29 protein-coding genes and 2 pseudogenes are annotated in these 25633 nt (G+C 65.5%); 25 read left to right on the plus strand and 6 right to left on the minus strand.

Annotated elements, in window-relative coordinates:
• From AC1DYK_RS09550 to AC1DYK_RS09560, 3 genes are all read left to right on the plus strand, one after another.
• A partial coding sequence (locus AC1DYK_RS09550) for a DDE-type integrase/transposase/recombinase (RefSeq protein ID WP_478166057.1) occupies nt 1–252 on the plus strand: 252 nt, incomplete at its 5' end.
• Between the two features lie 104 nt (nt 253–356).
• Entirely contained in the window at nt 357–869 is a 513-nt protein-coding gene (locus AC1DYK_RS09555) for a DUF1161 domain-containing protein (RefSeq protein WP_478166058.1), read from the plus strand.
• A complete protein-coding gene (locus tag AC1DYK_RS09560; RefSeq protein ID WP_478166185.1) occupies nt 763–1257 on the plus strand; it encodes a hemerythrin domain-containing protein in 495 nt (164 codons plus the stop codon). The genes AC1DYK_RS09555 and AC1DYK_RS09560 overlap by 107 nt, the downstream gene beginning before the upstream one ends.
• A gap of 81 nt (nt 1258–1338) precedes the next feature.
• Here the strand turns inward: AC1DYK_RS09560 and AC1DYK_RS09565 are convergent.
• Nucleotides 1339–2032 (minus strand): annotated as a pseudogene (locus AC1DYK_RS09565) (IS6 family transposase).
• 143 nt (nt 2033–2175) lie between these two features.
• Here AC1DYK_RS09565 and AC1DYK_RS09570 point away from each other — a divergent pair.
• Nucleotides 2176–2493, plus strand: a complete 318-nt coding sequence (locus AC1DYK_RS09570) for a hypothetical protein (RefSeq protein ID WP_478166059.1) — start codon at nt 2176–2178, stop codon at nt 2491–2493.
• Between the two features lie 37 nt (nt 2494–2530).
• Entirely contained in the window at nt 2531–3859 is a 1329-nt protein-coding gene (locus AC1DYK_RS09575; RefSeq protein ID WP_478166060.1) for a Tn3 family transposase, read from the plus strand.
• Nucleotides 3860–4176: 317 nt separating this feature from the next.
• On the opposite strand, the gene AC1DYK_RS09580 is transcribed toward AC1DYK_RS09575, so the two are convergent.
• From AC1DYK_RS09580 to AC1DYK_RS09590, 3 genes are read right to left on the minus strand one after another with little or no spacing between them, the layout of a single operon-like run.
• The gene (locus AC1DYK_RS09580) at nt 4177–4980 is read right to left on the minus strand and encodes an IclR family transcriptional regulator (protein WP_478166061.1); all 804 of its coding nucleotides are present in this window, start codon (nt 4978–4980) and stop codon (nt 4177–4179) included.
• 11 nt (nt 4981–4991) lie between these two features.
• Nucleotides 4992–5444, minus strand: coding sequence for a MaoC family dehydratase (locus AC1DYK_RS09585; RefSeq protein ID WP_478166062.1), 453 nt, complete (start codon nt 5442–5444; stop codon nt 4992–4994).
• The gene (locus AC1DYK_RS09590; protein ID WP_478166063.1) at nt 5441–6631 is read right to left on the minus strand and encodes a CaiB/BaiF CoA transferase family protein; all 1191 of its coding nucleotides are present in this window, start codon (nt 6629–6631) and stop codon (nt 5441–5443) included. Before AC1DYK_RS09590 ends, AC1DYK_RS09585 begins: the two co-directional genes overlap by 4 nt.
• 189 nt (nt 6632–6820) lie before the next feature.
• Here AC1DYK_RS09590 and AC1DYK_RS09595 point away from each other — a divergent pair, with 189 nt between their 5' ends.
• The 6 genes from AC1DYK_RS09595 to AC1DYK_RS09620 are packed head-to-tail and all read left to right on the plus strand — an operon-like array spanning nt 6821 to nt 12755.
• Nucleotides 6821–7825 carry a C4-dicarboxylate TRAP transporter substrate-binding protein gene (locus AC1DYK_RS09595; RefSeq protein WP_478166064.1) on the plus strand — a complete coding sequence of 335 codons (1005 nt, stop codon included), beginning with the start codon at nt 6821–6823 and terminating at the stop codon, nt 7823–7825.
• Nucleotides 7826–7855: 30 nt separating this feature from the next.
• Entirely contained in the window at nt 7856–8401 is a 546-nt protein-coding gene (locus tag AC1DYK_RS09600) for a TRAP transporter small permease (protein WP_478166065.1), read from the plus strand.
• Nucleotides 8398–9711: a TRAP transporter large permease gene (locus tag AC1DYK_RS09605; RefSeq protein ID WP_478166066.1), complete on the plus strand. Its 1314-nt coding sequence runs from the start codon at nt 8398–8400 to the stop codon at nt 9709–9711. Before AC1DYK_RS09600 ends, AC1DYK_RS09605 begins: the two co-directional genes overlap by 4 nt.
• 16 nt (nt 9712–9727) lie before the next feature.
• Nucleotides 9728–10852, plus strand: a complete 1125-nt coding sequence (locus AC1DYK_RS09610) for an extracellular solute-binding protein (RefSeq protein WP_478166067.1) — start codon at nt 9728–9730, stop codon at nt 10850–10852.
• Nucleotides 10849–11991, plus strand: coding sequence for a CaiB/BaiF CoA transferase family protein (locus tag AC1DYK_RS09615; protein WP_478166068.1), 1143 nt, complete (start codon nt 10849–10851; stop codon nt 11989–11991). Before AC1DYK_RS09610 ends, AC1DYK_RS09615 begins: the two co-directional genes overlap by 4 nt.
• 35 nt (nt 11992–12026) lie before the next feature.
• Nucleotides 12027–12755, plus strand: coding sequence for an SDR family oxidoreductase (locus tag AC1DYK_RS09620; RefSeq protein ID WP_478166069.1), 729 nt, complete (start codon nt 12027–12029; stop codon nt 12753–12755).
• A gap of 166 nt (nt 12756–12921) precedes the next feature.
• On the opposite strand, the gene AC1DYK_RS09625 is transcribed toward AC1DYK_RS09620, so the two are convergent.
• Together AC1DYK_RS09625 and AC1DYK_RS09630 are read right to left on the minus strand one after the other, a co-directional pair.
• Entirely contained in the window at nt 12922–13356 is a 435-nt protein-coding gene (locus AC1DYK_RS09625; protein WP_478166070.1) for a GNAT family N-acetyltransferase, read from the minus strand.
• A 312-nt stretch (nt 13357–13668) separates the two neighbouring features.
• Entirely contained in the window at nt 13669–14523 is an 855-nt protein-coding gene (locus AC1DYK_RS09630) for a LysR substrate-binding domain-containing protein (protein ID WP_478166071.1), read from the minus strand.
• Nucleotides 14524–14682: 159 nt separating this feature from the next.
• Here AC1DYK_RS09630 and AC1DYK_RS09635 point away from each other — a divergent pair, with 159 nt between their 5' ends.
• The 14 genes and pseudogenes from AC1DYK_RS09635 (at nt 14683) to AC1DYK_RS09700 (ending at nt 25447) form a co-directional block, all read left to right on the plus strand.
• A complete protein-coding gene (locus AC1DYK_RS09635) occupies nt 14683–15768 on the plus strand; it encodes an NAD(P)H-dependent flavin oxidoreductase (RefSeq protein ID WP_478166072.1) in 1086 nt (361 codons plus the stop codon).
• Nucleotides 15769–15808: 40 nt separating this feature from the next.
• Nucleotides 15809–16807, plus strand: a complete 999-nt coding sequence (locus AC1DYK_RS09640; RefSeq protein WP_478166073.1) for a GlxA family transcriptional regulator — start codon at nt 15809–15811, stop codon at nt 16805–16807.
• Nucleotides 16808–16923: 116 nt separating this feature from the next.
• Nucleotides 16924–17664, plus strand: a complete 741-nt coding sequence (locus AC1DYK_RS09645; RefSeq protein ID WP_478166074.1) for an SDR family oxidoreductase — start codon at nt 16924–16926, stop codon at nt 17662–17664.
• Nucleotides 17665–17725: 61 nt separating this feature from the next.
• The gene (locus AC1DYK_RS09650; protein WP_478166186.1) at nt 17726–18631 is read left to right on the plus strand and encodes an SDR family oxidoreductase; all 906 of its coding nucleotides are present in this window, start codon (nt 17726–17728) and stop codon (nt 18629–18631) included.
• A gap of 77 nt (nt 18632–18708) precedes the next feature.
• Entirely contained in the window at nt 18709–19209 is a 501-nt protein-coding gene (locus tag AC1DYK_RS09655) for a DUF1097 domain-containing protein (RefSeq protein ID WP_478166075.1), read from the plus strand.
• A gap of 44 nt (nt 19210–19253) precedes the next feature.
• Entirely contained in the window at nt 19254–19517 is a 264-nt protein-coding gene (locus tag AC1DYK_RS09660) for a hypothetical protein (protein ID WP_478166076.1), read from the plus strand.
• A 165-nt stretch (nt 19518–19682) separates the two neighbouring features.
• Nucleotides 19683–20891, plus strand: coding sequence for a trans-sulfuration enzyme family protein (locus AC1DYK_RS09665; RefSeq protein ID WP_478166077.1), 1209 nt, complete (start codon nt 19683–19685; stop codon nt 20889–20891).
• 171 nt (nt 20892–21062) lie between these two features.
• Nucleotides 21063–21836 (plus strand): SDR family oxidoreductase, encoded by a 774-nt coding sequence (locus AC1DYK_RS09670; RefSeq protein ID WP_478166187.1) that lies wholly within the window; start codon nt 21063–21065, stop codon nt 21834–21836.
• A gap of 103 nt (nt 21837–21939) precedes the next feature.
• Nucleotides 21940–22359, plus strand: coding sequence for a hypothetical protein (locus AC1DYK_RS09675; protein ID WP_478166078.1), 420 nt, complete (start codon nt 21940–21942; stop codon nt 22357–22359).
• Nucleotides 22360–22423: 64 nt separating this feature from the next.
• Nucleotides 22424–22693: a hypothetical protein gene (locus tag AC1DYK_RS09680; protein ID WP_478166079.1), complete on the plus strand. Its 270-nt coding sequence runs from the start codon at nt 22424–22426 to the stop codon at nt 22691–22693.
• Between the two features lies 1 nt (nt 22694).
• Nucleotides 22695–23201: pseudogene (locus tag AC1DYK_RS09685) on the plus strand (cation:proton antiporter domain-containing protein); the annotation flags it as partial.
• Between the two features lie 202 nt (nt 23202–23403).
• A complete protein-coding gene (locus tag AC1DYK_RS09690) occupies nt 23404–23766 on the plus strand; it encodes a GIY-YIG nuclease family protein (protein ID WP_478166080.1) in 363 nt (120 codons plus the stop codon).
• On the plus strand, nt 23766–24215 hold the full coding sequence (locus tag AC1DYK_RS09695; protein ID WP_478166081.1) for a MarR family winged helix-turn-helix transcriptional regulator: 450 nt from the start codon (nt 23766–23768) through the stop codon (nt 24213–24215). Before AC1DYK_RS09690 ends, AC1DYK_RS09695 begins: the two co-directional genes overlap by 1 nt.
• Before the next feature lie 344 nt (nt 24216–24559).
• Entirely contained in the window at nt 24560–25447 is an 888-nt protein-coding gene (locus AC1DYK_RS09700) for a helix-turn-helix domain-containing protein (RefSeq protein ID WP_478166082.1), read from the plus strand.
• Nucleotides 25448–25633 lie beyond the last annotated feature (186 nt).

Raw genomic sequence — 25633 nt, forward strand, 5'->3', positions numbered from 1 at the left:
GCCTGCGCCCGCGCGAACAACCGCGCCGAGAACAGCCATCAACCCACCCGTGAGCGCGAGCGGCGCATGCGAGGCCTTCGCAGGCTTGAGCGCGCCCAGGCTTTTCTGTCGAGCTTCGGTCCCATCCGCCAGCACTTCGCGCTCAAGCGTCACCTGTTGCGCCCATCGCTCTATCGCAAGCAACTGGCTGCGCGTTTCGACGCCTGGCGTCTTTTCACGGGCCTCACCGAAAATCCGTCTGCGGCCTTCTGAATCGCAACCTCCTGCCGATTTTGCGACCATTCACTGTCAACGTGACAACGCCAGCGTCAGCAGTGCGATCGCCAGCCCCGCAGTGTGAGGCAGCCTTCCATATCATGAAACTGTGGCTCGTCCCCGCCGCGTGGACCATCGCCAGCGCTGCAAGCGGCGCCGAAAGCTGCAAAGCCCTGCGCGCCCAGATCGAATCGAAGATTGCCGCGGCCGGCGTGGTGCGCTTCACCGTCACCACGATCGGTGTCGCCGCGCCGGTGAGCGGCCAGGTGGTGGGCACCTGCGAGCTCGGCAGCAAGAAGATCGTGTACCAGCGCGAAGGCGGGTCGGAGCCGGATGCCATCCAATCGCGTCCACGCCCGCCAGCGAGCCGATCCTTACCGAGTGCAAGGACGGCACAGTGTCCGTCGGCGGCGACTGCGGAAAATAGCGGCAGCGCCTCTCAAGCCAGGAGTAGACTGGCTCAAAGGGGACGAGAACATGTTGGCGGCCGAATGTGCGTGGGCCATCTTGCGTGCGGAGCACACTCGCATTCGCGAGTTGCTGGCTCTTGTGGATGGCACGCTGAATACCGGAGATTGGACACGCCCTGGACCGCTGGCGGCGTCGCTTCTTGAGCTGGTCGAACGCCTTCAGGCATTCGACGAAACAACGCATCGCCCGAAGGGCGTTGTCCTGCTCGAAATACTGCGTGGCAGGTCGGCAGAGGCTGACAATCTGCTCAATCAACTCGAACAGGAACGTGCGCGCTGTGACGGCCTGCTCTCTCAGTCGAAGGCCAAGTTGAAGCTTGTCGGGGAAGGGGACATGGACGCGGCCAGCGCCGTTGAAGCCCTGCTGCAAGAGCACCGCCAGTTGATGCGCGCCCATTTGGATCTGGAGGACACGCTGCTCCATTCGCAAATGGCAATGTTGCTGACGGGCGAGGAATGGGCCATTGTGGTGTCGTCGATGTCCGACGCAATGGGGGTCGCGAAAGAACGCGACCGTGGGCGCCCAAGATAAACGAAGCCGACCCGCAATGCCTCATGCGGCGCTGTCACGTTGCCGATGAGTGGGCGCAACATCGGCAGGCGGCGTTGCGATTCAGAAGGCTGCAAACGGATTTTGGGTGAGTCCCGTGAAGACATGCCAGGCGTCGAAGCGCGCAGCCAGTTGCTTGCGATAGAGCGATGCGCGCAGCAGATGGCGCTTGAGGGCGAAGTGCTGGCGGATGGGACCAAAGCTCGAGAGAAAAGACTGCGTTCGCTCAGCCCGGCGAAATCCTCGCATGCGCCGCTCGCGCTCACGGGTAGGTTGATGGCTGTTCTCGGCACGGTTGTTCACGCGGGCACAGGCCTTCACGAACACGTGCCGCACTCTCGCCAGCGCCGGGATCTCGGCTTTTGCGGCTGGATAGCTACGCAATCGGTCGGTGACGATCTTGCGGGGAACCTCCGGGCAAGCCGCGAGCACGCGCTTGAAGAAGCGTGCTCGCGGCCGCCTTGTCGCGGCGCTTCTGCAGAAGGATGTCGAGCTCGGCACCATGCTGGTCGACAGCGCGCCACAGCAGATAGGGCTCACCGCGCAGCGTCACGAACATTTCGTCCAGATGCCAGGTCGATCCTGGCTTGCGGCGTGCGGCCTTGGCGCGATGCGCGAAGCTGGCGCCGAACTTGTCGCACCAGCGCCGGATCGTCTCGTAGCTCACGACCACGACGCGCTCGAAAAGCAACTCCTCGATGTCGCGCAGGCTCAGCTGAAATCGGAAATACCAACGCACCGCCTGGCTGATCACCACCGCAGGGAATCGGTGACATTAGCGACACGGGGGCCACCTCATTTGCCTCGCAAGTTCGTCGAGCTCTTGCGGAGGACAGCCGCCGTGTTCATGCGCACTTGGCAGGACTTCGAGACATCGACTTTGCCGGAAGGCCAGGCGACTTGGCATACGAGCAATGGCAGGCGTGGATAGCGCTTCAGGCGATCGGAGGCTGGGAGATTCCGCCGGACTTCAAACTTCCAGCGGTAGGCCTCGCATGGAGCGCGATCGTCACCGACCTGGATCCTCGGTCCCGCTATCGTGCGTTCGCCGCCAGCACGATGATGGCCCTGCGCAAGAGCTTGCGGCGCGGCAGCGTATGGGTAAACCATTCGATCGGTCACCGCTCCAGCCAATCCATGCTCCTCGCCGACGCGGAATGGACGAGATTCAGGGAGCAGCATTTTCAGATCTTTGATCTGCCCGCCTCAGGCCAGTGACTTCCTGGCGCCGATTCTGGCCACGATGTCGGTCGGGATGTACGCGCTCGCGGAAGCGGTCGAGCGCGGGAAGGTGAATATCGACGCCAAGGGGCTGGTGCATTTGCCGCCGATCAATGCGTTGGACGAGGAGATCGAACCTCGCAAGACCAGAGAGGCCGTCTTCAAGCACATCGGACAAGTGCAGTTGCCTGACATGCTGATGGAGGTCGACGCGGCAACGCACTTCAGCGAGGCGCTGCTGGCCCGTCGGCCCGAGTCTGGCCACGAACTGGTGGCAGTCTATGGCGCGCTGCTTGCCCATGGGAGCGACAACGACGCCACCGGGGTGGGATCGATGATTCCTGGTCTGGATGCAGCGCATATTGCCGCGGCCATGCGGGCCGTCGAATTCAGTGGTCGCCTTCGGCGCGCCAATGAACGGGTCTCGGAGTATCAGAACTCCCTGCCGATCGCAGCCTTGTGGGGAGACGGCACCAAGGGGTCGGCAGACATGATGGCCATGGATGCCAGCCGGCACCTGTGGACGACCAGAGTGGATCCGAGGCGGCGCACCTATGCCGCCGGTCTGTATACCCACGTCCGGGACCGCTGGGGACTCTTCTACGACCAGCCGATCGTGCTGAACGAACGACAGGCGGGTGCCGCCGTCGAAGGCGTCGAGCAACACAATCGCAGCGAGGATCGCATTCGCGTCTCCCTTCTGGCCGTGGACACCCATGGCATGACCAGCGTGGCCCTGGCCATCGCAAAGCTCCTGGGGTTCGACCTGTGTCCGAGACTGAGAGACCTGAGAGACCTGAGAGAGCGCAAGCTGTTCGTTCCCAGGGGATGGTCGGTGCCGGACACCTTAGAGCTTGCCACGGTGCGCCGGGTGTTCCTTAAGTCCATCGAACGCGGCTGGGACGATCTCGTGCGGCTGGTGTCATCCATTCGCGCTGGCAAGGTGTCCGCGGCACACGCCATTCATCGGCTGGGGTCGGCCGCCATCGGCGATCCATTGCACCATGCAGCTGATCACCTGGGAGGTCTGCTGCGAACGCTCTTCCTGTGCGACTACCTGACGATCACCGACTTTCGACGTGAGATCCTCACGCTACTCAGCCGCGGCGAATCGGTGCATCAACTCCAGCGTGCTATTCACGGCGGACAGATTGCGCACGCCCTGCTCGCCTGGAACACCAGCCGCATGGACAGCGTGGTTGCCCGTCTCAGGGCCTCCGGCTTGCCGATGGAGGACGACTGGCTTCGCCGGATCGGCCCCGCACACTTCTCGCACATCAACTTCCGCGGGACGTACCGGTTCAACCTCGAGAAGTATCGGCATCTGCTGGTCGAGCGTCGCTCGGGCAAGGCGGCACTCTGAGCCAGCACCTGAGTCCGCGCAGTGCGAGATCACACGTATGCCAGGCCTGACGCCGGAGTGGAGCTTGGCTCCGAGCACCAGCGTGCCGCTTCCACGGCGTCGGGTCGGTGACCGTGTCAATTTGCACTAGTCGCGCTGCCCTGCTCCGACTGGCGCTTTTGCAAGTGCTTGTCGTGATTGATGTTTTTCGGCAAGACCGTGTCAATTTGTCGAAAAGATACGACTACCCCGAATCCTGCTGGACAGTTAGCCGGTCTGCTGCGCCGACACCTCCCGCCACAAGCTGGACCCGCGGCGCTGAACACGCCCGCGAAGCCTCAGCCGATGCCCGCGATGCGCCCGATGTCCTCGGCGCACTTGCGCAGCCCGGGGAGCAGCTCGAACAGGTCGCCGTGCACCGTGTGCGTGCCCTTGAGCGAGGCGATGGTCAGCACCGCCCGCGTGCGTCCCAGCGGATTGCCGACCGGCACGCTCAGATCGCGCCCGCCGACGAAGCGCGCGTTCTCGGCATAGCCCCAGCCATCCTGGCGCATCTTGTGAAGCATCGCGGTGAACGCGGCGCGCTCGTCGGCGCTCTTTCGCAGGAACTCGGCGCGGCGCGACAACAGTTCGTCGCGCTCGTCGGCCGGCGAATTGGCCAGCAGCACCTGTCCCGACAGGGTGTCGACCGCCGAGTGCAGCGACCCGGCCTCCACCGACAGCCGGATCGAGGTCGGCGCATCGACCTGCGCCAGTACCAGCAACTGGTCGCGATGCAGCACGCTCAGGTGGCAGGACTCGCGGATGCTGTCGACCAGCTCGCGCATCGGCGCCGTCGCGGCGCGCAGCAGTTGCTCGTGCGGCGAATGGGTGCGGCTCAGCTCGAAGAGCTTGAGCGTCAGCACGTAGCCGCCGCTCTCCTCCCGCCGCAGGTAGCCGCGCGCCTCGAGGGCGCTCAACAGGCGGAACAGCTCGCTGGGCTCGCGGCCGAGCGCCCGGCACAACTGCGCCTGCGTCATCGGCACCGCCTGCGCCGACAGCAGCTCGAGCACGTCGAGCGCCTTCTCGACCGCGGGCACCGCGTACTTGGGGCGGCGTTCGGTCTCTGGTTCTGTGGGATCGATGGCGGCCTGATTCGTCATGGGCTGGCAGTTTAGCCCTGCGTTGCGCGCCGCTCCACGATGTGAAGGTGGTCGCACACCAGCACGGTCTCCTGCCGCTGGTTAGTGACGGTCACCGTCTCGACGACGATGCCGTGGCCGCTGCGCTTCGGATGGTCGCGCTTGTCGCTGATCTCGACCTTCGAGTAGATCGAGTCGCCAATGAACACAGGCTTGACGAAGCGCAGCCGATCGTAGCCGTAGGACATGGCGCGCGGGTTGATGACGGTGGCAGTGAGCCCGATGCCGACGCTGAAGATCAGCGTGCCGTGCGCGATGCGCTGGCCGAAATCCTGTGTGGCGCACCAGGCGGCGTCCATGTGATGCGGAAAGAAGTCGCCGGTCTGTCCGGCGTGCAGCACGATGTCGGCCTCGGTGATGGTGCGGCCGGTGGTGGTGCGCGCGGCACCGAGCACGTAGTCTTCGAAGAACTGTTCGCTGGTCATGGTGTGGGTGCTGTTGAAGATGGGTGGGCGCCGGGCAGGCCGAGCTCGCGCGCGATGGCCTCGGTGTCGGCGCCCAGGCGCGGTGCGCCCTGCTCGCTGAACAGGCGCCTGCCGTCGATGCGGATCGGACAGCGTGTGGTGCGCAGCGTGGCGCCGCTCGCACTGCGGATGGTCTGGGTCATGCGCAGCGCCTCGAAGGCCGGATGCGCCGCGAGTTCGGGCCAGCGCAGCACTTCGGCGCACCAGACGCCGGCCGGCTCCAGGATGGCGAGCCAGTGGGCGCTGTCCTGCTGCAGCAAGTCGTGCTGCAGCTGCTGCTTGATCGCGTCGCGCTGCGCAAACCAGTTGCCGCGATCGGCCACCTTGTCCGCCAGGGCGGCGCTGCCGATCAGCTGCGCCAGCCGGTCCATCGGCGTCATCGCCACGGCCATGAAGCCGTCGCGGGTGCGGTAGATGCCGTAAGGCGCCGCGCCGTGCACGCTGGCATGGTTGCCGGGGGTGCGCGCCGGCTGGGCGCCGTCGCTGTTGAGGAAGGCGGTGAAGGGCTCGAACTGCAGGTCGAGCGCCGACTCGAGCAGGCTCACGTCGACCCGCCCGCCGCGGCCGGTCACGCCGCGGCGCAGCAGCGCCGCCAGGATGCCTTGCACCAGATGGGCGCCGGTGAGCAGGTCGATCACCGACACGCCGGCCGGCACCGGAGGGCCGTCGCCGTCGATGCCGGCATCGCCCGAGAGCCAGGCCAGGCCGGAGAGCGACTGCACGAGCAGATCCTGGCCCGGTCGGTCGCGCCAGGGGCCCTCTTCTCCGTAGCCAGTCACCGCGGCATAGACGATGCGCGGGTTCAGCGCCAGCACGCTCGCGGCATCGAGCCCGATGCGCTCCATGACGCCGGGACGGAAGTTGTGGATCATCACGTCGGCCGTCGCGATCAGCGCCTTGGCGCGCGCCAGGTCTTCAGGCTGCTTGAGGTCGACCGCGAAGCTGCGCTTGCGGCGGTTGATGGTGTGGAACAGCGCGCTGTCGCCCTCGAAGCTCTGGTCCGCCAGTACCAGGCCGCGGCAGAGGTCGCCGCCATCGGGTCGCTCGACCTTGATGACGTCGGCCCCCAGGTCGGCAAGACGCAGCGCACAGGAAGGCCCGGCCAGGAACTGGCTGAAATCCAGCACGCGCAGGCCGGCCAGGGGCAAGACCTCTTCTGAATTCGTCTCAGTCATAAGTGAACACTGATTTCATGTATGAACTTTCATCTCCAAATGTTGGAGAAAACCCTTATCGACACTGCGATTCAATGGCGACATCATTTCATACATGAACATTGAGTTCATATAGGAATACTACCAATGCGCCCAACCAGCGCCAGAACCCGGAGACAACACATGACGTCACGCCGCACGGCCCTCTCGACCCTGTCCTCCCTCGCCGCCGGTCTGGCGCTGGCCCTCGGCGCCCTCGCGCCGGCGGCGGCCCAGACCTACAACCTGCGCTTCTCGACCTCGCAGGTGAATCCGAGCGAGCCGGTGGTGAAGGTGATGCACTCCTTCGCCGATCGCCTGAAGGAGCGCTCGGGCGGCCGGATCACGCTCAACATCTTCACCGGCGACCAGTTGGGGCCGCAGAAGAAGGTCAACGAGATGATCAAGGGCGGTGCCCGCGTGATGAGCGTGACCGACTACGGCCAGCTGAGCCAGTTCGTGCCCGACGTCGGCATCCTCGCCGGCCCCTACCTCTACGGCAGCGCGGACGACGCCAAGAGGCTCTTCGCCTCCGAGGTGTTCAAGGAAATGTCGGGGCGCCTCGAGCAGCAGGGCCTGAAGCTGATCGTCGCCGACGGCCTGTTCGGCGTCCGGCACCTGCTCGGCAGCAAGCCGGTGCGCAGCCCGGCCGACCTGGCGGGCATGACGCTGCGCGTGCCGCCGTCGCCGATCATGCTGGAGACCTTCACCGCGCTCGGCGCCCGGCCGACCGCGCTGCCGTGGGGCGAGGTCTACAACGCGCTGCAAACCAACGTGGTCGACGCGGCAGAGGCCAACTACGGCTCGCTGGTCGGCTCCAAGCTCTACGAGGTGCGCAAGGTGCTCTCGACCACCGGCCACCAGATCATGTACGTGGCAGTCGTCACCAGCACCGATTTCTTCAAGAGCCTGCCGCCCGACCTGCAGGCGGTGCTGCTCGACGAGGGCAAGAAGGCCGGCGCCGAGCTGACCCAGCTCACGCTGGCCTCCGACGCCGCCTACGCGGAAGAGATGAGGAAGAACGGCGTGCAGATCGTGACCGACGTCGACACCAAGGCCTTCGCCGAGAAGGCCCGGGTCGCCTACACCAAGGTCCCCGGCCTGACGCCCGGCATGTACGACAAGGTGCGTGCCGCGATGGCCCACTGACCCGCAACGGTCACCGCCCACCTCGATTCCATGACTGATTCGGTTGCCTTCGCGGCCGGCACGGCGGCGCCCGCGGCGGCGCCCTCGCCCGGACCGCTCCTGAGCCTGCGCCGCGCGGACGAAGCCATCGGCGTCGCCTGCACGGTCGTCATCGTGCTGTCCATCACCTGGGGCGTGGTCACGCGCTACCTGTTTCCGCAGCCGGCGTCCTGGACCTTCGAGGTCGCGGTGATCGCCTTCGGCTGGCTGGTCTTCTTCGGCGCCGCCGCCTGCATCCGCTGGCGCATGCACGCCGACGTCGATGCGCTGGTCGCGATGTTCCCGCCGCCGGTGCGCCGCGCGATCTTCATCTTCAACTGGTGGCTGCTGGCCGCGCTGTTCGTGACCCTGACCGCGATGTTCGTCTGGCAGGCGGTCATCGCGCACTCGATCCGGGTGGTCGTCATCGACATCCCACGCTCGGTCGTCTACGCCCCGATGGCCTTCGCCTCGCTGCTGATGCTGGTGCAGCACCTGCTGCTCAAGCCCTGGGCCAGCGGCTGGAAATGGCAGCCCTCGTCGGAGATCGCGCTGTGAGCAGCTTCCATCTCTGGCTGCCCTCGATCCTGATGCTGGTGCTGCTGGCGCTGCAGACGCCGATCACCTGGGCCATGGCGATCGCCGCGCTCGGCTTTTTCGTGCTCAACCTCGGCGAGATGCCGCTGGCCAATTTCTCGCAGCAGATGGCCGAGGGCACCGAGTCGGTGTCTCTGCTGGCGCTGCCGCTGTTCGTGCTGGCCGGCTGCATCATGAACGCATCGGGCATCACGCGGCGGCTGCTCAACCTGGCCGAGGTGCTGGTCGGCCACATGACCGGGGCGCTCGCGCAGATGTGCACCGTGCTGGCCACGCTGCTGGGCGGCCTCACCGCGTCGGCCAACGCCGATGCCGCGATGCTCGCCAAGACCATCGGCACCCAGATGGTGGCGCGCGGCTACAGCGCGCCCTTCGCCGCCGTCATCACCTCCTCGGCGGCCATCATCACGGCGCTGATCCCGCCGTCGATCGGCCTGATCATCTACGGCTTCCTGGCCGAGGCCTCGATCGGCCGCCTGTTCGCGGCCGGCATCGTGCCGGGCCTGCTGCTGGCGGTGGCGCTGATGTTCACCACCCACGTGCTGGCCATCAAGCGCAAGTACACGCCGCAGCGCGCCACCCGAGCCAATGCGCGGGAACTGGGCCACGCGCTGATCGACGGGCTGTGGGCGCTGTCGATCCCGGTGGTCATCATCCTGGGCACGCGCTACGGCATCTTCACGACCACCGAGTCGGGTGCGGTGGTGGTGCTCTACGTGCTGTTGGTCGCGATCTTCGGCTACCGCGAGATGAAGCTGCGCCAGCTGCCCGAAGTGCTGGCCGAATCGGTGCGCGACTCGGCCAGCGTGATGATGATGATCTGCGCCGCCTCGGCCTTCGGCTTCTACCTGTCGTGGGAACAGGTGCCGCAGGCGATGTCGGGCTGGCTCGCCGGCACCACCACCGACCCGATCCTGCTGCTGCTGCTGATCAACCTCGTGCTGATCGTGCTGGGCACCGCGATCGAGGGCTCGGCCGCGCTGATCATCCTGACGCCGATGCTGCTGCCGCTGATCGAGGGCGCGCACATCGACAAGGTGCACTTCGGCATCGTGCTGATCACCAACCTCACGATCGCCGGCATCACGCCGCCGGTGGGCGGCCTGATGTACATCTCGTCGCAGACGCTCAGGGTGCGCATGGGCGACTACTCGCGCGAGGTGGTGCCGTACCTGGCCGTGATGATGGTGCTGCTCGTCATCCTGTCGATCTTCCCGCAGATCTCCCTCTGGCTGCCCAACCTGCTGTACGGCACCGGCGCCGTCCAGTGACCCGACGCGAATCCGCATGACATCCATCGCACTCAAGGGCATGACGTGGGACCACCCGCGCGGCTACGAACCCCTGGCGGCCTGCTCGGCCTTGTGGAAGCAGCGCACCGGCGTCGACATCCGCTGGGATCGCCGCTCGCTGCAGGACTTCGAGGCTTTCCCGGTCGACCAGCTGGCGCGCCAGTACGACCTGATCGTGATCGACCACCCGCACGTCGGGCAGGTCACGCGCGAAGGCTGCCTGCTGCCTTTCGACGAAGCGCGCCTGGGCTCGATCGCGCGCGGCAGCGTCGGTCGATCCTTTCCCAGCTACCACTGGAAGGGCCGGCAATGGGCGCTGCCGATCGATGCCGCGACGCAGGTGCTCGCCTGGCGGCCCGACCGGCTCGAGGCCGCGCCCTCGGACTGGACGCAGGTGCTCGAGCTGGCCCGCGCCGGCCGCGTGGCCCTGCCGCTTCGGCCACCGCATTCGCTCATGTGCCTCTACACGCTGTGCGCCCAGCTCGGCGCGCCGGGCCGGGTCGAAGGGCCGGATCTGTTCGACGTCGAGATCGCGTCCGAGGTCTGCGAGCGGCTGCGCCAGCTCATCGGGCTGATCGATCCGAAGTGCCTGTCGCAGGATCCGATCGCGGTGTTCGAGGACATGGCGCGGACGGACGCGCGCATCGACTGCGTGCCGCTGATCTACGGCTACGTGAACTATGCATGGCAGGACTTCCGGCCGGTGCGGCTGGGCTTCGCCGACATCCCGACACTCGGCGGGCATGGCCCCCGCGGTTCGGCACTCGGCGGCACCGGCATCGCGGTGTCGGCGCGCAGCGCGCATGCCGAAGCGGCCTTCGATTTCGCCGTCTGGGTGGCCGACGCCGAAGCGCAGCGCGGTCCCTTCGCCGCGGCCGGCGGCCAGCCCGGCCACGCGGCGGCCTGGGAGGACGATACAGTCAATCGCAGCGCCGGCGACTTCTATCGTGCGACGCGCGAGACGCTCGAAGGCGCCTGGGTACGGCCGCGCCACGACGGCTACATGAACTTCCAGCAGGCCGCCTCCCTGAGACTCAACGCGGCGCTGCGCAGCGACCTCCCCGCCAGCGCGATCGTCGACATCCTCAACACGATGTTCCAGGAAAGCCTGAGCCGATGAGCGCGCCGCTCGAAGGGCTGCTGGTCCTCGACCTGGCCCAATTCCTGTCCGGTCCCTCGGCCGCGCTGCGGCTCGGCGACCTCGGCGCCCGCGTCATCAAGGTCGAGCGGCCGGGCACCGGCGACATCTGCCGCACGCTCTACCTGACCGACACCGACCTGGGCGGCGACTCGACGCTGTTCCATGCCATCAACCGCAACAAGGAAAGCCTCGCGATCGACCTCAAGGAGCCCGCGGACCTGGCCGCGCTGAAGCAGCTGGTGGCACGTGCCGACGTGCTGATCCAGAACTTCCGCCCCGGCGTGATCGAGCGCCTCGGCCTGGGCTACGAGGCGGTGCGGGCGATCAACCCGCGGCTGGTCTACGCCGGGGTCTCGGGCTATGGCGAAACCGGTCCGTGGGCCGACATGCCGGGGCAGGACCTGCTGGCGCAGTCGCTCTCGGGCGTGACCTGGCTCAACGGCCACGAAGGCGACGGCCCGGTGCCGCTGGGCCTGTCGATCGCCGACATGCTGGCCGGCCACGTGCTGACCGAAGGCATCCTCGCGGCCCTGGTGCGCCGCGGCATCACCGGCGCGGGCGCGCAGGTGCAGACCAGCCTTCTCGAAGCCCTGGTCGACCTGCAGTTCGAACTGCTGACCACCCATCTCAACGACGGCCAGCGTCCGCCCGCGCGGGCCGGCTTCCGCAACGCCAATGCCTACCTGGCTGCGCCCTACGGCATCTACCCGACGAGCGACGGCTACCTCGCGCTGGCAATGATGCCGCTCGGGCGGCTCGCGCAAACGCTGCCGCTGCCAGCACTGGCCGACTACAGCCCCGAGGACAGCTTCGGGCGGCGCGACGAGATCAAGCGCGTGATCGCCACCGAACTGGCACGGCATGGCACCGCCCACTGGCTCGAACGCCTGCGCCCGGCCGACGTCTGGTGCGCCGAGGTGCTCGACTGGCCTCGACTGCTGCAGAGCAAGGCCTTCGGCCTGCTCGACATGCTGCAGACCGTGCGCCGCGGCGACGGCACGCCAGTGCGCACCACGCGCGGCCCGGTGCGCATCGACGGCGAACGTGCCGTCAGCGAACGCGGTGCGCCGCGCGTGGGCGAGCACAGCGATCGCATCCGCAGCGAGTTCGGTCTCTGACGGCTTCCTCCACCTCCCTCTTCCCGAAAGAAACCATGAGCCTCGAAGGCAAGACCGTCCTCATCACCGCCGCCGCGCAGGGCATCGGCCGCGCCAGCGTCGAAGCGTTCGCGCGCGCAGGCGCCGCCGTCTGGGCCACCGACGTCAACGAAGCCGGGCTGGCCGACCTCGGTGCATTGAATGGCGTGCGCACGCGCCGGCTCGACGTGCTGCAGGACAGCGCCGTGCAGGCGCTGGTCGCCGAGATCGGCGCGGTCGACGTGCTCTTCAACTGCGCCGGCGTGGTCCATGCGGGCAACCTGCTCGAAGCCTCCGACAAGGATCTCGACTTCGCCTACGACCTCAACGTCAAGTCGATGGTGCGTACGCTGCGCGCGGTGCTGCCCGGCATGCTGGCGCGCCGGGACGGCGCGATCATCAACATGGCTTCAGTGGCCAGCAGCGTGAAGGGCGTGCCCAACCGCTTTGCCTACGGCCTCACCAAGGCCGCGGTGATCGGCCTGACCAAGTCGGTCGCCGCCGATTTCGTGACGCAGGGCGTGCGCTGCAACGCGATCTGCCCCGGCACGGTCGAGTCGCCTTCGCTCAAGCAGCGGCTCCAAGCCCAGGGCGACTACGAAGCCACCCGCGCCAGCTTCGTCGCCCGCCAGCCGATCGGCCGCATCGGCACGCCGGAAGAGATCGCCGACCTGGTGCTCTATCTCGCGCAAGCGACCTACACCACCGGGCAGATCCACGTGATCGACGGCGGCTGGAGCCTTTGAGGGCCGCTACGGCAGGTTTTCCCGAAAGATCACCTCGCAGCGCCTCGCCTCCGCGTCCGACAGGGTGTCGCGCTTGTCGCGCAGGTTGGCGAAGATCCCACGCAGGTGATGAACTGCTCCTAGCCGCACTCTGCCTTCCTGCGTCGGACTTCCCTCTGCAAGGCGGTCATCGTCGCGAGCGCTCCATTGCGGTCGATGAGGCGCTGAAGCCCAGCTTCGCGAAAAATTCTGCAGCGCCCGTTCTTCCGGCCCGAAGCACCCAGGTGATGTTCGATTCAGACCCGATGAGGCGTTCAACGAGTGCCTGCCCGATGCCCCGTCGTCGATGCGGCTCAGCGACCACGACCATGGACACGTACCCGTTGGAGATTCCGTCGGTAATCGCGCGCGCGAAGCCGACGATTTCGTCGTCTGCCACCGCAACCACGGCTCGCTGTGACGCCGAAATCAGTCGGCCGAGTTCTTTGACGTCACCTACTCGATGGGCCCACCCGCTGGTCAAGAGTAGGCGATGGACCGCGTTGAAGCGTGCGTGATGCCGGCCTTCCACGATTGCGCCTTGTGCGCGCACGCCAGGTGCAGATACGAGCCAGCGCCCCACGAACCGCAGTTGCCGCCGGCCCCCGATGCGCGCATCTCGCTCTGTAGATTGGCCACGCTCTGGATGCGTGACGTGGCGGGTTCAGTAGGTCTCAGAACGACCGGCTCAAGGCATAAGGCATAGCCCGGGCCATCCTTCACCGACTGCGCTATCGCGATCTTGAAACGCCATCGAATGGCCGCAACGCGGATACGGCGGCACCGAGATCAACCCGCGTGCTGCATCCCTCGGCACAGCCTTGTGCGGACCGTTCGCGCGGAAGTCCTCGCTTGCCCGCACTTGGTCGAATTGTCGGATCCTTTACTTCCATGGTCACGTGGATGCGAGCTCTTCGCACAGCGCCTGAAAAGCTGCTGAACTGTACCCGCGTCGGTGCACCAGCAAGGTGTCGATCCTGGCGAGGGGCTGAGTTCTCACCCCCTTCGGCGCGCGCTGCAACTCCAACACCGACCGCGGTGCCACGCCGACGCTGGTGCCAGCGGCTACGCAAGCGAAGATGGCGTGGTACGACCCGAGTTCGAGGACCTTGAGCCCTCGCTTGTTGCTCAGCCACTGCCGCGCAAATCGGCGGTATGTGCACCCCGGTTCAAGCGCAGCCAAGCTGTCGACTTCAAGTTGACTGGGGTCTTCGACTTCCGGATGGCTGGAGGGCAGCAGCAGCATGAGTTCTTCCTGGTAGACAGGCCGCGCCTCCAGCCGCGTGTCCATGACTTCGCCGATCGGCCCCAAGTCTGCGAGGAAGGCGCAATCCAGCTGATGCGCCAGAAGCTGCTCGATCAGGATTGCCGAGGGCTCCATCCGAAGCTCCACCGCAACCTCCGGCCATCGCTTGTGATAGCGCGAAAGCGGGCCTGGGAGACGGCTCGCTGCGGTGCTTTCCATCGTCCCGATCCGCAGCTTGCCCTTGGGACTGCCGGGGCGCAATGCGTCCTGTGCCTCCGCGGCGAGCAACAGCAACCGATGCGCATAGTCCTGGAAAACGATGCCCTCGGGCGTGAGCGTCATGCGCTTTCCCTCGCGCAGGAAAAGTGCGACGCCCAGCTGTTCCTCCAGCTGGCGCAGCCGAGTCGTCACGTTGGACTGAACGCGCTGAAGTCGCTCCGCGGCGCGCGTCACGCTCAGCTCCGTTGCCACCGCGGCAAAGATTTCCAGAGAGGTTAGATCCATCTTGTCATCTCCTTTTGAGATTGATTTTACTATTATTCATCTTGAATGTAGAATTTCTTCAGTTTTCTACATCGGGTCGTCATCAGCCAGCCAAGCCCTCGTCGCTGACGATCGCGGAGCCCATGATGAGTTCGGCCACCTTCCCGGAGCTCTCCTGCGATGAACACGTGGCCTGATCGGCGCATCCTTGATCTGTTCGGCATCGAGGTGCCCATTCTGCAGGCGCCAATGGCCGGCCCTTCCTTGCACGAGATGGCCATCGCCGTCGCGAATGCGGGAGGTCTTGGATCGTTGCCGTGCGCACTTCTCAGCGAGGCCCAAGTGCGGAGCGAACTGGCGCAGATCCGAGCCCAGGCCCCGACGGCGCCGTTGAACATCAACTTCTTCTGCCACCCGGCCCAGGAGCCGGATTCGCTGCAGGAGATGGCATGGCGCCAGCGCCTGCGCGCTTACTACATCGAACTCGGCCTGGATCCTGCGGGGACGATCCCGAGTTCAACCCGCAATTCCTTCGATTCCGCCATGTGCACGCTGGTCGAAGAGCTTCGGCCCACCGTGGTCAGTTTCCACTTCGGGCTTCCCGAGACGGGCCTCCTCGCGCGCGTCAAGGCAACGGGTGCCAAGGTGATCTCCTCTGCCACGACGGTGGCGGAAGCTCGCTGGCTGGACGCGCGTGGCGTCGACGCGGTCATTGCGCAAGGCTTCGAGGCCGGCGGCCATCGCGGCATCTTCCTGCAGGAAGACATCTCCACACAGCTCGGCACGCTCGCACTTGTGCCACAGATCGTCGATGCGGTCAGCTTGCCCGTGATCGCGAGCGGCGGGATCACCGACGCGCGCGGCATCGTCGCCGCCATCGCGCTCGGCGCCGCTGCGGTGCAGATCGGCACGGCCTATCTCTACACGCCGGAAGCCAAGCTGCCGGCGCTGCACCGCGCGGCACTGCGGAGCCCGCGATCCGAAACGACTGCGCTGACCAACCTCTTCACGGGTCGGCCTGCGCGAGGAATGGTCAATCGACTGATGCGCGAACTCGGACCGATCTCGGACTTGACACCACCGTTCCCTCAGGCTGGCGCAGCGCTGGGGCCGCTGCGGTCCGCCGCCGAGGCGGCCGGCTCCGACGACTTCATGCCGCTGTGGGCCGGCCAGGCCGCCCCGCTCGCGAAAGAGATGGGCGCAGGTCCATTGACCCGCGTGTTGGCAGAGCAAGCCTTGGCGCAGATGCGCAGCCTGGGTCGCTGAATCGGCCGATTTGGATCGGCCGAGCAGACACTTCAAGCGTATGGATGCAGTGGCCGCGCGGGCCCCAAGAAGCCTGGTTGTCGTCGCCGTGGGACCCATCGCCGAGATCGACATGGTCGGCCCGCTTCAGGTCTTCCAGATGGCCAACGAGGCCGGGAATGGCGCGTTCTATGACATATCCGTGGTCACGACCGAGGTCACGGGACGGATCAGCGGTGCGTGTGGTCTCGACATGATGGCAGGCGGCGGCTACTACGCCTCGATGGACGCCCCGATCGATACCCTTCTCATCGTTAGTGGCAAGGACGTCCTCACCTTCAACGATCCGATGCTGTTCGGATGGCTGAACGAGAAGAGCCGCAGCGCGCGCCGGACCGCATCGATCGGCATCGGCGCATTCGTGCTTGCAGCAGCAGGTCTCCTGGACGAACAAAGGGCTGCCACACACTGGGCGTTCGCCAAGCAATTGAGCGAGCGCTATCCGGCCATCGATGTGGATGCGGAGCGGGTGTGGCTGAAGAGCGGATCGATCTACACCTCGGCGGGTGCAACAGCAGGCATTGACCTGGCCATGGCGCTGGTCGAGGAAGACATGGGAAGCCGCGTCGCACTGCATATTGCGCGAATGATGGTCGTCTTCCTGAAACGGCCCGGAGGACAACTTCAATTCAGTGTCGCGCTGAAGGCCCAGATGCCCAGCACCCGGTCGTTCGCGGACCTGGCCGCATGGGTTGCGGAGAACCTGGACAAACCGTTGTCCGTCGAAAGACTTGCGGAACAGATGGCCATGAGTCCGCGCAATTTCGCGCGCGTCTTCCGTGAAAGGACGCGCGTCACGCCGGCGCGCTACGTGCGCCAGGCGCGGCTCGATGCGGCCCGGGTGATGCTGGAGCAGACCCGGCGCGGGCTGGAGCAGGTCGCTTCGCTCTGCGGCTTTGGCAGCGACGAAGTGATGCGCCGCGCATTCGTCGAAGAACTGGGTGTGTCCCCCGCCCAATACCGGGCGACGTTCGAAACAGGTCCCCTCGAGCAGCGCTGAATGGCAGAGATCGTGGGGTGTTCGTCATTTCGCTTCGCCCTCCTGATCCCTAAGCTTCGTTCAGTCGAATGCGAGTTCGACAAGCAAGCCTCAACACCTCATCCTGGAACACCGAAATGAATCCGTCCAACACCAAGATCGCCCTCGTCACCGGCGCCTCGCGCGGCATCGGCACTGCCATTGCACGCCGCCTCGCAAACGATGGCTTCGCCGTCGCGATCAACTACGCCAGCAGTTCCAGGGAAGCCGATGAACTCGTGCTGGCACTGGAAGCCAGGCAGCAGACCTCCATCGCCGTGAAGGCCGACGTCGCAAGCCCATCGGAGGTCAAGGCGATGTTCGACGAGGTCGAAAAGACGCTTGGCAAGGTCGATGTGCTGGTCAACAACGCCGGCATCCTGAAGACGATCCCCCTCGCGCAGACCAGCGACGACGAGTACGACCGCCATTTCAACGTGAACGCCAAGGGCACGTTCAACACGATGCGTGAAGCGGCCGAGCGCCTGAACCAAGGCGGCCGGATCATAAACTTCTCCAGCACGACGCTGGCCCTCAACATGCCGGGCTACGCTGTCTACAACGGCACCAAGGCCGCGGTGGAAGCCTTCACGCACGTCTTCGCCAAGGAACTGCGCGGCCGCAACATCACCGTGAATGCGGTCGCCCCTGGCCCCATCGCCACGGATCTGTTCCTGACGGGCAAGAGCGACGAACTCATCGCGCAGTTCGCCAAGATGCCGCCGCTCGAGCGCCTGGGACAGCCGGACGACATTGCCAGCGTGGTCTCCTTCCTCGCAGGCCCCGATGCGGCCTGGGTCAATGGACAGATCCTTCGCGCGAACGGCGGAGTGGCTTGAGCCGCCCCCATCGATTCTCTCGATTCACACGAATACCGATCACATTTCAAGCACTGTCATCATGAACAAGCAAGTCATCGTCATCACCGGCGCATCCAGCGGCTTCGGTGCTCTCACGGCCCGCGCATTGGCCAAGGCGGGCCACATCGTCTATGCAGGCATGCGCGCGACTGAAGGCCGAAATGCACCGGCCGTTGCAGCGGCAGCCGACTTCGCCCAGGAGAACGACGTCGATCTGCGTTCCGTCGAACTCGACGTTGCGTCCGACGCCTCCGTCGACGCGGGTATCGCGAAGGTCATCGCCGAGGCTGGCCGCCTCGACATCGTCATGCACAACGCAGGCCACATGTCGTTCGGCCCGGCAGAGGCCTTCACGCCCGAGCAGTTCGCGCAACTCTTCGACGTCAACGTACTGAGCACGCAGCGCGTCAACCGTGCCGCGCTGCCGAAGTTGCGCAAGCAGGGCAAGGGCTTGATCGTCTGGGTCTCGTCGTCGAGCACCCGAGGCGGCACGCCGCCCTACCTGTCACCTTACTTCGCCGCCAAGGCCGCGATGGATTCGTTGGCCGTCTCGTATGCGGCGGAGCTGACGCGGTGGGGCATCGAAACCACCATCATCGTGCCGGGCGCCTTCACCAAAGGCACGAACCACTTCGCCCACTCCGGTTCGCCGGCTGACGCGGCCCGCGCAGCGGAATACAACGATGGCCCGTATGCGGGCGTCCCGGAGAAGGCATTGCAGGGCTTGGCGGCGCTCGAGCCCGCTGATGCCGATGCGGCCTCCGTCGCCGACGCGATCGTCGATGTGATCGGCATGCCGTTTGGCAAGCGTCCGTTCCGGGTGCACGTCGATCCGTCCCAGGATGGCGCAGAGATCGTGAACGGCGTGGCCGACCGCGTGCGCGCGGAGATGTTCCGCAATATCGGTTTGCAGGACCTTCTGAAGCCCGCTGTCATCGCGGCCTGACCGATCTCGCACGTTTGTCATTGCCGCCCTGCGCGGGGCGGCAATGACCTCCTCACCACCTGACGAAAGTCTCGACCATGTCCAACTCAACCGCGGGCGCAATCGCGCCACTGTCCATCAAGTTCAACGCCCTCACACTGGTGGCAGCAACGACCGCAGCGGTCGCCGCCTCGACATCAGCCACTCTCGGCTGGTCCGTCTGGGCCATGTTCGTGGGTTGGGTTGCCTTCTTTACGCGCGGACACTCCGCAAAAGATGCGCTTTGCAGCTATCTCTGCCTGGCCATCGGCATCGCTTTCGGCACATTTGCAGCGCTCGGCGTTGGTGCGCTGCTCCCGGTGATGGGACCGCTTGCCTTCGCGCCGGTGGTCTTCGTCGTGGCCATGGTCGTGGTGTCACTCCGCGCCGCCGCGCCCTTGAACAACACTCCCGCCTACTTCCTGGGACTCATCACGTTCTTTGCGGCACACCTGCCGCCCAGCTTGCTTGCATTCGGAGAGCTCGCGGCCGTCAGTGCGCTCGGCACCCTTGCCGCCTGGCTCGCGCATCGCTGGCAAATGCGCATCCTGCGCAGGTGAAACACCAATCCAACGAGCCGATCCCGTTGACTCCGGGGAAAGTCATGCGAACGACCATCCTTCTTGCTGCTGCCGCCCTGCTGCTCGCATCCCTGCATGGCGTGGCTCGACTGCTCCATGTCTCCAGCGCTCTGGCCAGCATTGTCTTTCTCCTTCTCTGGCTCGCCGTTTCCACGTTCAACATGTGGTTCGGCATTGTCGAGGCGGGCTACACGCTTTCTGAGGAGTGGCCCATCTTCGTGATGCTCTTTGGGCTGCCGGCTATCGGCGCGCTTGTGCTTCAGTGGCGACTGGCTAGTCCTACTTGACGGACACCGAAGCCGCAGCGAGCTGACAGCGGTGAGGTTCAGGCTGAAAATTCCTTGCGCGCTCGCTACTGCCTTGACCGCCCACAGGTGGTTCCGGTGCATGTGTCGCACAGCCCGGATCAACCAGCAATGTAAGCAGTCAGCTCATCCAATTTGAGGAATCACATGCCCACCGACGCGCCCCCGATTGCCACTGAACTCGCCGATGTCGGCATCCGGACGTTGGCGGTCCACGCCGGCCAACAGGCTGATCCCAGCACCGGCGCTATCGCGACGCCTGTCGTCAGCACATCGTCGTTCGCTTTCGATGGTTTCGATGCGGGCGTGGCGCGCTTCGCGGGCGCGGAGCCGGGATACCTCTATAGCCGATTCGCCAATCCGACCGTCGCCGTGTTCGAGCGGAAGATGGCCGCACTGGAAGGAGGCGATCAGGCCATCGCCTTTTCCAGTGGCATGGCGGCGATCTGCACCACATTGCTCGCGGTCCTCGAGGCGGGCGACGAAGTCGTCTATGTCGGGACGCTCTATGGCGGGACCGACGGCGTCATGCGCCAGATGCTGCCGCGGCTCGGGATCCGCGCGGTGCACGCAGCCGCCGTCGAGGATATTCCCGGCTGCGTCAATGGGCGCACGAGGGCGGTGTATGTCGAGACGCCGTCGAATCCGACCCTCGGCATCTGCGATCTTGCCAAAGTGGCTGCGCTGGCGAAGGCGCGCGGCCTGGTCAGCATCGCCGACAACACCTTCGCCACGCCCGTGCTCACGCGGCCCCTCGAACTGGGCATCAACGTTGTCGTTCATTCGGCGACGAAGTACATCGGGGGCCATGGTGACGCGACAGGCGGCGTGGCGGTCGCGGGTCTGCCGTATGCCGCCGCGATTCGCAACGCCGGCATGAAGGAGCTCGGCGGCTGCATGAGCCCTCACGATGCGGCGCTGTTCATCCGTGGGCTCAAGACGCTTCCTCTGCGGGTGGCTGCCAGTTGCGACAACGCGCAGACGATCGCCGAGGTATTGCACCGTCACCCAGCGGTGGCGAAGGTGCACTACCCCGGCGTTCCCGAGCACCCGGGTCACGCCACCGCGATACGGCAGATGCGCCGGTTTGGCGGCATTCTGTCCCTTGAGCTTGCCGGCGGCCTGGCAGCTGCTCGCCTATTTCTGGACAGCTTGTCGCTCGTCACGCAGGCCGTTTCCGTTGGGGACACCGATTCGTTGGCCTGCCACCCTGCGTCCACGACCCACAGTGCTGTCGACCCTGCGGCACGGCTTGCCGCCGGGGTCACGCCCGGACTGGTGCGCATGAGCCTTGGGATCGAGGACGGTAACGACTTGAAACGTGACGTGCTTCGTGCGCTCGAAAAAGCCGCCTAGTCGGAGCGGTGAGCGGTGAGCAGCAAAACAAGATACCCCAGTTGCCTGGGCTCTGACATCGCGTTTAGGGATTGGATGACTTTTCTGGCTGATCTATCCAGCCAGCGATGGTTTATCTCTCGGACGGTGCGGCCTAGTCTCGAGAGATCATCACGCCTCAAGGAGATTGACATGGCAGACCATTCCATCAAGGGCAAAACCATCCTCATTGCAGGCGGCGCCAAGAACCTCGGCGGCCTGATCGCCCGCGATCTGGCCGCCCATGGCGCCAAGGCTATCGCCGTCCACTACAACAGCGCGGGCAGCAAGGCCGACGCGGACGAGACCGTTGCGGCGATCAAGCAGGCTGGCGCGCAGGCGGTGGCGATCCAGGCAGACCTGACGACGGCCGGCGCCATCGAGAAGCTCTTCGCCGACACCATCGCCGCAGTCGGCAGGCCGGACATTGCCATCAACACCGTGGGCAAGGTGCTCAAGAAGCCGATGGCCGAGGTGAGCGAAGCCGAGTACGACGAGATGACGGCGGTCAACTCCAAGACAGCCTTCTTCTTCCTGAAGGAGGCGGGCAGGAACCTCAACGACAACGGCAAGATCTGCACAGTGGTCACTTCGCTGCTGGGTGCGTTCACCCCGTTCTACGCCGCCTATGCGGGCACGAAGGCGCCGGTGGAGCACTACACGCGGGCGGCCTCCAAGGAGCTGGGTGCCCGCGGCATTTCGGTGACGGCCGTCGGCCCGGGTCCGATGGACACACCCTTCTTCTATCCGGCCGAGGGGGCCGATGCGGTGGCGTACCACAAGACGGCAGCCGCGCTCTCAGGGTTCAGCAAGACGGGTCTGACCGATATCGAAGATGTCGTGCCGTTCATTCGCCATCTGGTCAGCGACGGCTGGTGGATCACTGGGCAAACGATTCTGATCAACGGCGGCTACACGACGAAGTAGCATGCACGATCTGATTCGCAGGCGAGCGCTGCTGCTGTTGGCCGGTGCAGGAGCGCTGAGCGCTTGCGCGCAGAAGCCTTCGGTGCCTGCGCCGGGCCCGGGCATGAGCGCCTCCGTCACGTACATGAACTTGCTGGCCAAGACGCCCTTTTTCACAGCGCTGTCGCGCGAGCAGTTGCAGTGGGTGATCGACCATTCGCGCGAATGGTCCGTCGTGCCCGGCGCCGAGATCGCCAGCAACTCGCGCGGGGCTGACAGCTTCTGGGTCTTGCTCGATGGCGGCTGGCAGGTCGAGTACGCGGGCCAGAGCTTCAAGGCCGGACACGCCGATCCTGCCAAGTGGTACGGCGGCCGCGACATGTCGGTGCTGGCCATCGGCGAGACGCGCCTGGTGGCCACGGCAAAGAGCTATGTCATGCAGATCCAGCAAAGCGATCTGGACGACATGGTCCGGCGCGGGTTCGCGTTCGGCCCGCACTTGGAGGCTGGGACGGCTTTTTATCGTTCGCTGCGCAAACCCTGAGAATCCCGGAGGGCGGCACACAGTGCCCAGCCCCACTCAAGTTGAAACTGGAGGAGGAATCGACATGCACGTGCTGATGGTCATCGGTGGAGGCCTGGGCCTTCTCGGCATCTTCGTCCTGTTCGGCTGGCTCTGGGGCGCGAATGCCGCAGGCATGGCGCTCGCAGCGAAAGCCTTCGTGCCGGCTTGGTTGCTGGTGGCGGCCATCAACATGTGGGTCGGCGTCAGCCATGCGGGCTACAGCGCACGCGAGGAGTTCCCGATCCTGCTGCTGGTCTTCGCAGTGCCGGCCGTCGCGGCCGGCATCGCGGTCTGGCAACTCTCCCGCATCTGACATGTCGGTCGAAGGCGGTGCCGGCGACCTGGTCAGGGTCGTGACCTTGCTGGGCGCGGCGGTGGTGGCCGTGCCCCTGTTCAAGCGCCTGGGCTTGGGCTCCGTGCTGGGCTACCTCGCGGCGGGCCTCGCCATCGGGCCCTTCGGCCTGGGCCTGTTCAGTGACCCCCAGACCATTCTGCACACGGCCGAGTTGGGGGTCGTGATGTTCCTCTCCATCATCGGCCTGGAAATGCGCCCTTCGCACCTGTGGCGCATGCGGCGCGACATCTTCGGCCTGGGCAGCCTGCAGGTGGTGGTTTGCGGCCTGCTGCTCACCGGGGTCGGGGTGGCCTTCGGATTTTCCCTGGCCGTGTCCTTCGTCAGCGGCATGGGTTTCGTGCTCACCTCCACCGCCATCGTCATGCAACTGCTGGGTGAGCGTGGCGACATCGCCGCCCCGCGCGGCCAGAAGATCGTGGCCATCCTGCTCTTCGAGGACCTGCTGCCATTGCTGGCGCTGCTGTCGGCCAAGCTCGTGAAGGGCGCCACGCTGAAGATCTACGAAGGTGCGCCGCACGGCATGTGCACCACACGCAAGGACGAGGTGAGCGCCGACCTGCTGGCGTTCGCAAGAGGCTGAAGAAGCCGCGCTGCTGCTGCGCGAGGCGCCGCAAATTTTTTACCCGGGTATATTGCCTCTTGTGTTTTACCCGGGTAATATTAGCGGCATGAATCTGTTGTCAGAAACCAAGCGCGCCTTGACTCGGCAATACAAGGAGAGCGCGCGTACCACAGGCGTCTTCGTCATCCGCAACCAGGCGAATAGCCGTGTCTCCGTGAGTAGCAGCCTCGACGTGGAGGGCGCGATGAACCGAGTGCGTTTCGAACTCAACCACCACTCGCATCGCAACAAGGCACTCCAGCAGGACTGGCTCGCACATGGAGCCGCGAATTTCACCTTTGAGGTAGTCGATCGCGTGAAGGAGCGGGAGGAAGACCCGTCCTTCGACCGGGCTGCCGAGCTCGAAAATCTGCTGGCGCTGTGGCAGGAAGAACTGCTGTCTCTCGGCGAACTTGGCTACAACCCGTGATGACCGCCACTACTCCCAACGCGCTGGATTTCTTTCTGGCCATCACCCGCGCGCAAGTGCGCCTTGCGCGCCGCATGGACGACGATCTCGGTGCCTTTCACGGATTGAACTTTGAAGACTTCGATCTCCTTTACCTGCTGATGCGCGCAGACGACGGCCGCCTGCCCATGGATGCCCTCGCGCGAACCTTGGGCGTTTCGATGACCACGCTGGTTCGCAGGATGGTCCTGCTTGAGAAAACGGGCCTCGCGCAACGCCTGCCCGGTCCTGAAACCGCCAAGCAGCGCTATGCGGCACTGCGTCCCGGCGGGCGGCAATTGGTGCAGGGCGCCGTCGCCACCGCCGAGGGCCATTGCAAGGAAGCCGTACGATTGATCGACCCTTCGAACCTCTCTTCCGCGCATATGACGCTGCTGGAGATATGCGGTCATATGGATCCACACGCATGAGGGCGTCAGCGAGTACAACATGAACCTGGTTTGGGCTTGCTGCGCCTTTTGCAACCCCGTAGCTGCCCATTTTGGGTTAGCGGGCTACCGACCAAGTTCCGCGCGGTGTTGCACCAATCGATCAACCAGCAGCCGGAACGTGCCTGTGAGTTCGTTGGAACCATCTTCAACCAACTTGGGCGGCGATGCTGGTGATGCGCCGCGGAACGATCCGGCCGAACTCGCTCTCGGTGTTGAAGCGAGCCCCAGGAGCGCGGCGAGCGCTCAAAGGGCCAAGCCAGGCGTCCGGAAAACCAGGGGAAGCCCCGCTTCGCGATGTCGACCCATCGCTAAAGTAGCGGCCTATGCCTTTGATCGAGAGCGTCTCTTCGATTGACTTGTCGCAGCGGGGCTCGGGCGCGGTGCGCCGACTCATTTGGCGAACAGTGCGCTCGAACAGAGGCGCCGCGGGCGAGGTCGTCAGCGTTGTCCCGGCCAACGCCTACGGCTGCCTCAATCTCGTGCTCGAGGGCCGACCGATTTCCGGCAAGACCGCACTTCCAGAGTGCTTCGTGACGGGGCCACTCACCGCCCCTTTGCACACGGCCGTCTCAGGACCGCTGAGGTCGTTGAGCGTCGTGATCCAGCCCTGGTTGCTGAGCGACTGGTTCGGCGTCTGGCCGGCGGCCATGGTCGATAGGTGGCTGGATGTCCCTGACCTGTCGGACGTGAGCGACGCGGGAAGTGCGTTGCATAAGGCACTGGGCCGCCTGGCGGAGCAGCCGCCGAAATCGGATGGCGATCTCTCGGCCTTGCTCAAGATTCCAGCGAGGCGGACGGATCAAATTGGCGCATGGCTCGCGATCGACGTCCTTGAAGATGCGGGCGTGGCGGCGGCGGCGGGGCGGCTGCTGCTGAGTCAAAGGCAGTACCAGCGCCGATTCAGCGCGTGCTTCGGGGTCGCGCCGAGAACCTGGCTGCGCCTGCGGCAGTCAGAACGTGCACTTCTTTCGCTGGCGAACCCCGCGAACCCGTTCGCGCCGTTGGCGGCGATGGCCCAAGACCACGGTTTTTCCGATCAGGCCCATTTCACCCGGGCATGCACGGGCGCCTACGGCATGCCGCCAGCGACCACGCGCGCCCAGGTGCGGTCACGGCGCACCGGGCATTGGGCGCTCCATGGCGCGCAGGCCGCAAGTTTCGAGAGTCATGTATCGATGCAGCGCGAAGAAGAAGGTCGCGTACAGGATTAGGGACGAGCGAGCGAGCACGCGGCGAGCGCCTCGATGTCGGGTTCGTTCAAGACCTGCGCATCGCACCGGGCTACCTTCCTGCATGCCCATGCCGCCACTCAATCCGCCCCGCGACCGCGCGCCGATCGCACCTGCCACCGCTACTGCCTTCGTCCACGGGCTGTCCGCCGAGGGCTACCTGCTGAG

The sequence above is a fragment of the Variovorax sp. P2_H12 genome (genome assembly GCF_056403395.1).

What these genes read in the sequence shown, in the direction of transcription:
- AC1DYK_RS09660 (WP_478166076.1), top strand. Translation starts at nt 19,254, where the DNA reads ATGCGAACGACCATCCTTCTTGCTGCTGCCGCCCTGCTGCTCGCATCC.
- AC1DYK_RS09645 (WP_478166074.1), top strand. Translation starts at nt 16,924, where the DNA reads ATGAATCCGTCCAACACCAAGATCGCCCTCGTCACCGGCGCCTCGCGC.
- AC1DYK_RS09630 (WP_478166071.1), bottom strand. Translation starts at nt 14,523, where the DNA reads ATGGATCTAACCTCTCTGGAAATCTTTGCCGCGGTGGCAACGGAGCTG.
- AC1DYK_RS09635 (WP_478166072.1), top strand. Translation starts at nt 14,683, where the DNA reads ATGAACACGTGGCCTGATCGGCGCATCCTTGATCTGTTCGGCATCGAG.
- AC1DYK_RS09585 (WP_478166062.1), bottom strand. Translation starts at nt 5,444, where the DNA reads ATGACCAGCGAACAGTTCTTCGAAGACTACGTGCTCGGTGCCGCGCGC.
- AC1DYK_RS09610 (WP_478166067.1), top strand. Translation starts at nt 9,728, where the DNA reads ATGACATCCATCGCACTCAAGGGCATGACGTGGGACCACCCGCGCGGC.
- AC1DYK_RS09700 (WP_478166082.1), top strand. Translation starts at nt 24,560, where the DNA reads ATGCCTTTGATCGAGAGCGTCTCTTCGATTGACTTGTCGCAGCGGGGC.
- AC1DYK_RS09580 (WP_478166061.1), bottom strand. Translation starts at nt 4,980, where the DNA reads ATGACGAATCAGGCCGCCATCGATCCCACAGAACCAGAGACCGAACGC.
- AC1DYK_RS09695 (WP_478166081.1), top strand. Translation starts at nt 23,766, where the DNA reads ATGACCGCCACTACTCCCAACGCGCTGGATTTCTTTCTGGCCATCACC.
- AC1DYK_RS09680 (WP_478166079.1), top strand. Translation starts at nt 22,424, where the DNA reads ATGCACGTGCTGATGGTCATCGGTGGAGGCCTGGGCCTTCTCGGCATC.
- AC1DYK_RS09655 (WP_478166075.1), top strand. Translation starts at nt 18,709, where the DNA reads ATGTCCAACTCAACCGCGGGCGCAATCGCGCCACTGTCCATCAAGTTC.
- AC1DYK_RS09555 (WP_478166058.1), top strand. Translation starts at nt 357, where the DNA reads ATGAAACTGTGGCTCGTCCCCGCCGCGTGGACCATCGCCAGCGCTGCA.
- AC1DYK_RS09600 (WP_478166065.1), top strand. Translation starts at nt 7,856, where the DNA reads ATGACTGATTCGGTTGCCTTCGCGGCCGGCACGGCGGCGCCCGCGGCG.
- AC1DYK_RS09675 (WP_478166078.1), top strand. Translation starts at nt 21,940, where the DNA reads ATGAGCGCCTCCGTCACGTACATGAACTTGCTGGCCAAGACGCCCTTT.
- AC1DYK_RS09670 (WP_478166187.1), top strand. Translation starts at nt 21,063, where the DNA reads ATGGCAGACCATTCCATCAAGGGCAAAACCATCCTCATTGCAGGCGGC.
- AC1DYK_RS09665 (WP_478166077.1), top strand. Translation starts at nt 19,683, where the DNA reads ATGCCCACCGACGCGCCCCCGATTGCCACTGAACTCGCCGATGTCGGC.
- AC1DYK_RS09640 (WP_478166073.1), top strand. Translation starts at nt 15,809, where the DNA reads ATGGATGCAGTGGCCGCGCGGGCCCCAAGAAGCCTGGTTGTCGTCGCC.
- AC1DYK_RS09690 (WP_478166080.1), top strand. Translation starts at nt 23,404, where the DNA reads ATGAATCTGTTGTCAGAAACCAAGCGCGCCTTGACTCGGCAATACAAG.
- AC1DYK_RS09650 (WP_478166186.1), top strand. Translation starts at nt 17,726, where the DNA reads ATGAACAAGCAAGTCATCGTCATCACCGGCGCATCCAGCGGCTTCGGT.
- AC1DYK_RS09595 (WP_478166064.1), top strand. Translation starts at nt 6,821, where the DNA reads ATGACGTCACGCCGCACGGCCCTCTCGACCCTGTCCTCCCTCGCCGCC.
- AC1DYK_RS09615 (WP_478166068.1), top strand. Translation starts at nt 10,849, where the DNA reads ATGAGCGCGCCGCTCGAAGGGCTGCTGGTCCTCGACCTGGCCCAATTC.
- AC1DYK_RS09575 (WP_478166060.1), top strand. Translation starts at nt 2,531, where the DNA reads ATGTACGCGCTCGCGGAAGCGGTCGAGCGCGGGAAGGTGAATATCGAC.
- AC1DYK_RS09620 (WP_478166069.1), top strand. Translation starts at nt 12,027, where the DNA reads ATGAGCCTCGAAGGCAAGACCGTCCTCATCACCGCCGCCGCGCAGGGC.